We start from the raw sequence: 8,568 nt of genomic DNA on the forward strand, positions 1-8,568 counted from the left end.
ATTTAAACGTTTATCCAATAGAAAACGTATTGTTGGGAAAGATACCGTAACAACAGGGATTAAACCCTCAACGATAAAAACGTACTATAATAAACTTATAGCGTTTTTTAGATGGCTTGAAACAAAAGAAGATCTTCCAAAAAATTTTTGCAAACAGCTTACACGACCATCCAATCCAACCTATGATGATTCAAGGGCATTAACTGATAATGAGGTATCAAGAATACTGTCAAGTATTACGCTTAATAATATTGATAATCACTTTTTATACACACGTGATTTAATTATTGCAGAACTCTTACTGTATACAGGTATCAGAAGTGGGGAACTGTTGGCATTAAAAATTGGCGATATTGATTTTGTACAGAAAAATATATTTATTAACGGAAAAACTTCTAAATCTAAGAAAAGCCGATATATCCCATTACATTTTACATTAGCATCTCATCTTAAATCCTTTTTAAAGGAACGAGAAAGATTAAAGTTTACTTGTGATTCACTTATTATCTCCACAAAGAGTGATACGCCACTGTCGAAATATGGTCTTAAACATTGGGTTAGAAAATATACTAAGCTATCTGGGGTTAAATTCCATTTGCATCGCTTCCGCCATACTTTTGCATGCAAACTTGCACTAGAAAATGCAGACATTATGAGTATTATGAATATTCTTGGGCATGTTTCAATAAAGACAACACAGATATATTTGCGTTCCATCAAGACAGAAACTTCACGAACATATATACAACAAATTAACTATTAACAATATTGTTGTAGGGAAGTAGTTAAATGTAATATTTTATTTATTGACTAACAAACGATTGGATTTATTCGGCTTTTCCATGTTTATCTGCTAAAATAAATAAGTCGATATATTATCATTAACCATCCATTAACTTGGATTTACACAATGATATATCACTATTTTAAATTGAAATTTCGTGTGGGGATGTGACCGTGAAAAAATACTTGTATAGATTACAAAATCTCTCTAAAACCTATATAAAATAACGTTTTAGAGACATTTAGCAGTTATAACACCCCTTGCACTGACGAGGTGGCAGGTTCGAGTCCTGTCAGGTCCACAAATTCCCCTTATAAATTAACGTTTTAGAGCAATCTGAACGTTAAAAAAAGGTCTTCAGCGGTCTCAACTCTAGCTTTATTGACCGTAGAGTACACGAAATATCCTTTACCTAATAGTGATAAAACATTGTATTATTTACATGAATTTTGAACTATTGGTAGAGGATTTTTGTTACCACTCATTACATATTCGAGGAGTCTCTAAAACAACCGTTAAGCGTTACAAAGAAAAGCTTGGTGCTTTTTATCGTCATACTGATATTACGCATATTGAGGAGGTAAATAGACCACTTGTAGAGCAATTCTTTTTGAACGGCAGAGTTAAGAGGAATTGGAAAGTCGCAACGTACCGAACCTATTACATGACCCTCATTGTGTTCTTCAGGTGGTGCAAAGAACGAGGACATTTGGTATCTAATCCTGTTGAGGGGATGGTATTACCAAAATCAGAACCCCATCTTCCTAAACGATTAAAAAAACAAGATGCACTTAAATTGCTTGAAATAGTATATAACTATCCCTATACTCATAATTATCTGAAATATAGAAATCATGCTATTTTTGCCACCTTTTTATTTTCTGGACTTCGTAAAAGTGAACTTCTTAATTTAAAGCTAACAGATGTTGATACGCAAAACTTAAGCATTTTTGTTAGGCAAGGTAAGGGAAACAAAGACCGTATTATTCCTATAAGTTACACGCTTGCTCAAAGCCTTAATCGTTATTTGATAGAACGTAAAAAAGCGCGGAAGACCTGCCCAGAGTTTTTCACGTCTTCAAATAGAAATTCGGGTTTTACCGAGTTTGGTTTAAAGCATTTAACAAATCTTATAAAAGAAGCCTCTGGAATTCCATTTACGATTCATAAACTCCGTCATACATTTGCCACCCTTATGATTGAGGGTGGATGTGATATTTTTAGTCTGTCAAAAATGATGGGGCATAGTGATATCAAGACAACAACAATCTATCTATCTGCAACAGCAGAACATTTGCGTTCTCAAATGTTTAAGCATCCTCTTAACTAATTGATATACAAAACAAGTTACCTATAACTAAACTATAGCCATAGCTATTCTAAAAGAATGTCATACTATCCTTTTACCAATGTACCCAATACCTTCTTTAGAATATTACCAAAGCTAGGGTATGCAGAACTCAAAGTACTGCTTGTCATCATTCGTCAAACTTATGGTTTTGTAGAACCAGGTACTAAAAAACACAAACAATGGGATTGGATTTCTGGGCGGTTTTTTGTCAAAAAAACCAATCTCTCTCAACGCTCCGTTTCAGAAGCCCTATCCTCATTGTTAAAAAAAGGTCTCATTAGTATTAAAAACGAACACGGGAAGTATGTTACTACCACGCCGCAGCGTCGAAGGTCTTACAAGCTCTATTACCGCTTTATACCACCACCATAGAACTTACCTACCGAGAACCCTAGAAGTAAGTTCAGACTACAATAATTATATATACAATATGTACTTGGAAGTAAGTTCTATCTACATTCAGAAAACATTAAAAAAAGAAAAACAACGCATATACAATCGTACAAGCTAATATTAAAGCTGAATAAAAAAGTAGAGCGCAAGCGAAAAAAAATTGTATGACATACAAAACTGGTTATCTACATACACAAAATAAAAACCCTTATGATGTCCTTGGTGTTGCATGAGAATAACACAACACCTATTAATTTAATATGATACACACACACAATTTTTTAAAAATTAATAGAGAACGTACAGGGCTTTCTTTGCAAGACATGGCATCTATCATTGGCTATGACACAGGAAATCTCTCAAAGATAGAATCGGGTAAACTTGATGCCAATATGAAAATAGCACTCGCTTATCATCTCATCTTAAAAGTTCCACTTGAAAAATTATTTAAATATCAATATCCAGAAACAATCTATGATTGTATGGAGAATGCACAACGTTTAAAAGGGGAGTTAGAAAAGGGCTACCAAACAAAAACAAGTGCCAAACGCACCATGAGTTTAGATATCATCGTAGATCGTTTAGAAGCACTACATACGCAATATGCAAACGCCTGATTTAACGCTGGTACTCTATCCAAATTACTTTGGAATGGGCTATCTCATTTGCGAAAATCCCAAAGAGTTACTTAACTATGGCATATCAAAAATTCGCCCATTTACGAAAGATAGGTACATTAAACGTTTGCATAAGTTACTGAAACAATACAAACCAGCTTTGGTTATTCTAAGAGGTTATGAAGAAGAGGATACACGGATTAGTAAACGAACCATAGGGATTATTAACGGCTTTAAACATGAAGCAGAAACACACGATATTCCTGTATATCAATACTCTCGAAAACAGATTAAAGAAGTCTTTTCCCAATTTGGTGGTAAGTCAAAGTTTGGTATCGTAAATACAATATGCAAATGGTATCCAGAATTAGTATTGAGGAAACCACAATTTAAAATGAACTCTGATTTAGAGGATTATAATATGGGATTGTTTGATGTATTTGCTTTGATGTTGACGCATCATTATTTGGAATAACCTTACTAAAAACACTTTTTTAAAAGTGTTTTTATATCCTAAAAGTAAATTTCATCCTCAAAAAACACGATCTTATCCTCCTCAAAACCCCTCTTGTCCTTTTTTCATTGTTGTACTAAAAAAGCATAGTAAATTTTGGTTGTATTAATCATTTAAAAACTTAATTATTATGTCAGAAATTATTATGTACATCATGGCGTACGGAACCATCGCACTGTGGATTTTTATCACCATTTTCATCTTCAAATTCCTATTCCGTTCTATTCTTAAACAGTACCATTCCAATTGGAACATCTTGATAGACAACTTTGATTTTTCACCCAAAGAGTTTTATCAGCGACTAGGAGAAGAGTTACAATCACATGGTATTAGGAACATCCGAGCAGAGGAGACATACATCAGAGAAGGCGTTAAGGGTGTTTCTCCAAGTAGAATATATCTCCGCGTACGATGGAAGAAATATGAATACAATGTTTGCGCTGCTAAATTTGGTAACGGCTTTTTTGTATCATGGTGGTTGTTGTATAGAAATTCAATTTGGAAAATTCTCATTGCTCGAATTCCTGTTGTTGGTGATTGGCTTGCTATGAAACTCTATCCAATAACTTACTACAGCGTTGATACTGCCTCCATGTTTATGACCTACGCCCAGCGTTCAGTGTTAAAAGTCATCGATGAGATTACCAAAGAAAAAGGTGTACGCACTCTAACCGAATCAGAACGTAAGCCAATACTTAATGATGTCTTTAAGCGCTAGCCATGCATTTAACGATTAGTGAACAAGCAACACTCTATTTCTACCAATGGGAGTATCGTAATCGTGGATATTACCACTTCGATACTCCTGTAGATATAGAGCCGCCGTATATTCCATTTCAGCATCAAAGGTATCAAGCACCTATAATTGATGATGGACGAGCAGCCTCTCTTTTTTCTCGCGTAACCAAACTGTTATCACCACTACAAGAAAACAAGAAACAAAAAATAGTTGAGATAGATAGAACACCGAAGTATTTAGAACATAGAGAAAGTACGCTCATTGGTTACCGTATGTCATTTTCTTTTGGTGAAGATATTTCACCTCTGCGTAATGTCGAATTTCTTTCCATGCTCTCCTTTACAACGGAACCTATATCTTTTGAGATAGTAGGTAATAGTGAAACGATTACCATTCAAATCGTTTGTGATGAATATGACAGCGAACAAATACACTCTTTATGTCGAGCCTACTTTCCAACCATTCAGTTATCCGAAATAGATATAGGGTCTTTTGGCTTTGACAGAGAGCGAGATATTGCTATTGCAGATTTTGGATTATCCGATGAGTTTATGCGCCCGATACAAACGACTTCATCATTTAGCCTTGATCCATTAACCGCTATCATTGGAAATCTTGAAACAATCACGGCTCATGATGTAGCCGTTATTCAAATACTGTTTAAAGGCATTACGTCACCACTTGCCAAAGACATTACCACTTCGGTAAGTGATGGGGCAGGTGGTTCTTTTTTTGAAGATGCGCCAGAAATGCCACAGTGCGCTAAAGAAAAAATATCAAACCCTCTGTTTTCGGTTGTTTTTCGTATTGCAACCCAAGGCAACACCGCCGAGCGAAGTAGCTATCTCGTGAGGCAACTAGCACAGAGCGTTGCTAGTATTTCCCAATCAGAATACAACAAATTAATACCACTCTCTAACGAGGGGTATTCGTATGATTTCCATGAATACAATTTACATAATAGGTTAAGTAATCGTTTAGGGTTTATCTTAAACAGTAACGAACTCAATACCTTTGTGCATTATCCTAACAATACTATTACCTCAATCAAACTCGGTACTCAAGGAGGTAAAACAAAATTACTTCCTGAAATTGCCAAAGACAAAAAGTATGTCATTGGTATCAATCAGCATGAAGGACAAGAGTACTCTGCTGGCATTGATGATGACACCTTCAGCAGACACATGGTTATTGGCGGAGCCACAGGAACAGGGAAGACGCACTTAGTAAAACAATTAGTGTATCAGGATCTACAATATAACAATGCAACTTTTGTTATAGATCCACACGGAGATTTGGTTAATGATATATTGGAGACGATAACCGTACATGAAAGTAACAACGTCGTCTATATCAATATGGCTGATGATAAGTACTCATTTGGCTTTAATATTTTCGGAGCCGAAAGTGAAGCTGAAAAAACAGTTTTAGCTTCTGATCTTGCTTCTGCTTTTTCGGATTCATGGATTAGTTCAGGTGATAGGATAAACTCGGTATTACAAAAGACCATATCCACCTTTGTCTACTGCGAAAAAGAAGCATCCATATTAGATATGAAACGCTTTTTATTAGAACAGAATTTTAGACAAGAATTCCTTGATACACTCGATGATCCCATACTCCAATATTACTGGCAGAATGAATTTCCCTTAGTAAGACGTAATGAACTTTCGCCACTGTTGCTACGTATTGATTCCTTTATGCAAACACGATTGTTACGCAATATCTTTTGTCAAACCAAAGGGGTTAACTTTAATGAATTGGTAGAGGAACAGAAACTTGTATTAATACAGTTGTCAGTTGGATTGATTGGCTTTGAAAATTCTAAATTCCTCGCCCGCCTTATCATCACCAAAATTAACCAAGTCGCTTTTGCACGCCAAAACCAATCGAAAGGGAACAGAAAGCCAATCCACTTGTATATTGATGAAAGTCAAAATTATGCTAATAGTCCTGTGATTGAAAATATCTTAAGTGGGGCAAGAAAATACAATCTATCTCTCATATTAGTACTACAACATTTAGAGCAAGTACAGCATGACTTATTAAACTCAATGCTTACCAATACGGCGACACAAATATTTTTTAGACAAGGAGACAAAGACAGCAAACGAATAGCAGGAAGCTATTCCTTTTTTGATGCAGAAGATTTTATGGAACTTGGACGTGGGGAAGCTTTGGTACGTATGATAAAGCGAAGTAATGATTTTAATGTGCAAACGTTACCTCTTAAGAGAAAACCACAAGAGCAAACTTTTGCAGGATATATTACTCTCGCATCACGTACACGTTATGCCCAAACAAAAGAAAAACTATCAGAGCTACTTGCAACGCTCTTACCTAATGCCAAAGTAGATCAAAAGAAAACTCCTGTTGAACCGAAAGAAGTAGAAGTTAATATACCTGAAAAACATGTAGAAAAGCCTATCATAGATGAAGTAGAGTCAATTATCACAAAAGATGCAACATCACTTGAGGAAAAGAAACAAGCCTTTTTGCAGGAGTTGACACATAAAGAACAAACACAAAAACATATAACATTACAAAAGTATGTACAGACAATAGGGAGACAAAGAGGGTACAAAGTAACGCTAGAAAAAGACGTGAGTGGAGGACGTATTGATGTGTGCCTAGAAAGAGAAAATCTTGCTATAGCTATCGAAATTTCCATTACGAACTCAATTGAATATGAAGTAAAAAATATTCAGAAATGTATTAATGCTCACTACCAACATATCTACATGGTTTGCGAGAGTAAAACGCACCTCCGAAACATCAAAAAGCGGGCTGCTGAAATTCTCAAAAAAGAAGATCTTAAAAAAGTTCAATACATGCTTCAAGATGGCATTATTAAAGCATTAAATGCATTAGAGCCAAAAGAGAAGAAAGAGAAGAAAGAAGTCAAAAAAGTACGGGGTTATCGTGTAACATCTAATCAAATAGATATTAATGATTCTGATGCTCAAGAAAAGGGAACAACCCTACATAATCTTATCTCAAAACTCTGTAAAAAATCGAAAAAAAAGTAAGGAATATTGCCTTGTTTTAGTGAACTATCTAGCCTAAATTAAAGCAGAAATAACAGTATAATACAGCACTTTATGAAGAAAAAAGCAATGGGTCTTTGGGTTCGTGTATCAGACCCAAAACAATTAGTTACTGAAAGCGACGTACATCATCAAGTACGAGGAGAAGAATTTATCAAAAATAGAGGTTGGGAAGTTAAAAAGATATATCGTCTTGGCGCACTTAGTGGTGAATCAGTTATGAAGTATTCAGAAGCCAAAATAATGATGCGTGATATTAGAATTGGTCTTATAGATGGTCTTGTTTTTTCCGAAATATCACGACTTGCAAGAAATACGAGAGAACTAATTGAAATAGCTGAATACTTTGATAAGTATGGAGCAGTATTAATAGCTATGAATATGTCCATAGATATGTCAACACCAATGGGAAGGCATTTCTATAGAACGATGGGATCAAATGCTCAATTAGAGAGAGAAATGATTGTTGAGAGAATAAATGGCTCTATTATTACGCGAGCACAATTAGGAAAACGTATTGGCGGACATGCTCCACTAGGTTATCAATATGTAGATAAGAAACTTGAAATTAATCCAGATGAAGTAGCTGTTTGCACTGCGGTTTTTGAAACATTCTTAGAATGTAAAAGAAAAAGAACAACTGCTCGCTTGCTAAACGAAAAAGGGTATCGCACACGAAAAGGTAATCTCTTCTCTGATTCTACGGTAAAACGTATTCTTACTGATTCAGTGTATAAAGGATTATACAGAATGAATCATAGTACTGTTTCAAAAGAAGGGAAGAGAATAGAGAAACCAAAAGAAGAGTGGTTCTTTCATGAAGTAGCCTCTATTATTCCCAAAGAACTTTGGGAAAATGTTAATACCATATTACGTAATCAATATTCCCCGAGAAAAAAACCAATGAATACCAAAATTCATTTGTTCACTCAATATGTATATTGCCATTGTGGAGCGAGAATGTTTACTCACAACAAAACCAAAAACTATATTTGCAAAGATCATTGTGGAAACCTCATTAACAAAGAAGACCTAGAAGAAATATTTAAAACAGAACTCCATTCATATCTCGATTCTCAATCAAACATTGAACAGTATTTTAAACAATTACAAACAAATCTTG

At 35.0% G+C, this 8,568-nt stretch carries 8 protein-coding genes; all 8 read left to right on the forward strand.

The genetic code is table 11. The features are described from left to right. Window positions 1–763 (forward strand): tyrosine-type recombinase/integrase (locus ACVC2P_RS01710; protein ID WP_452596755.1); only part of this gene is annotated, 763 nt, incomplete at its 5' end. A gap of 463 nt (window positions 764–1,226) precedes the next feature. Next, window positions 1,227–2,114: a tyrosine-type recombinase/integrase gene (locus ACVC2P_RS01715; RefSeq protein WP_452596756.1), complete on the forward strand. Its 888-nt coding sequence runs from the start codon at window positions 1,227–1,229 to the stop codon at window positions 2,112–2,114. A 57-nt stretch (window positions 2,115–2,171) separates the two neighbouring features. Continuing rightward, on the forward strand, window positions 2,172–2,507 hold the full coding sequence (locus tag ACVC2P_RS01720) for a replication protein (protein ID WP_452596757.1): 336 nt from the start codon (window positions 2,172–2,174) through the stop codon (window positions 2,505–2,507). Between the two features lie 281 nt (window positions 2,508–2,788). Continuing rightward, entirely contained in the window at window positions 2,789–3,145 is a 357-nt protein-coding gene (locus ACVC2P_RS01725; protein WP_452596758.1) for a helix-turn-helix transcriptional regulator, read from the forward strand. Further along, on the forward strand, window positions 3,132–3,620 hold the full coding sequence (locus ACVC2P_RS01730; protein ID WP_452596759.1) for a hypothetical protein: 489 nt from the start codon (window positions 3,132–3,134) through the stop codon (window positions 3,618–3,620). Before ACVC2P_RS01725 ends, ACVC2P_RS01730 begins: the two co-directional genes overlap by 14 nt. 169 nt (window positions 3,621–3,789) lie before the next feature. Then, window positions 3,790–4,377, forward strand: coding sequence for a hypothetical protein (locus ACVC2P_RS01735; protein WP_452596760.1), 588 nt, complete (start codon window positions 3,790–3,792; stop codon window positions 4,375–4,377). A gap of 2 nt (window positions 4,378–4,379) precedes the next feature. Next, window positions 4,380–7,427 carry a type IV secretory system conjugative DNA transfer family protein gene (locus tag ACVC2P_RS01740; protein ID WP_452596761.1) on the forward strand — a complete coding sequence of 1,016 codons (3,048 nt, stop codon included), beginning with the start codon at window positions 4,380–4,382 and terminating at the stop codon, window positions 7,425–7,427. A 72-nt stretch (window positions 7,428–7,499) separates the two neighbouring features. Then, window positions 7,500–8,568 (forward strand): recombinase family protein (locus tag ACVC2P_RS01745; RefSeq protein ID WP_452596762.1); only part of this gene is annotated, 1,069 nt, incomplete at its 3' end.

The organism is Pontimicrobium sp. MEBiC01747 (genome assembly GCF_053601635.1).

Coding starts and splice junctions, on each gene's coding strand:
- ACVC2P_RS01715 (WP_452596756.1), top strand. CDS start 1,227: ATGAATTTTGAACTATTGGTAGAGGATTTTTGTTACCACTCATTACAT.
- ACVC2P_RS01720 (WP_452596757.1), top strand. CDS start 2,172: ATGTCATACTATCCTTTTACCAATGTACCCAATACCTTCTTTAGAATA.
- ACVC2P_RS01725 (WP_452596758.1), top strand. CDS start 2,789: ATGATACACACACACAATTTTTTAAAAATTAATAGAGAACGTACAGGG.
- ACVC2P_RS01730 (WP_452596759.1), top strand. CDS start 3,132: ATGCAAACGCCTGATTTAACGCTGGTACTCTATCCAAATTACTTTGGA.
- ACVC2P_RS01735 (WP_452596760.1), top strand. CDS start 3,790: ATGTCAGAAATTATTATGTACATCATGGCGTACGGAACCATCGCACTG.
- ACVC2P_RS01740 (WP_452596761.1), top strand. CDS start 4,380: ATGCATTTAACGATTAGTGAACAAGCAACACTCTATTTCTACCAATGG.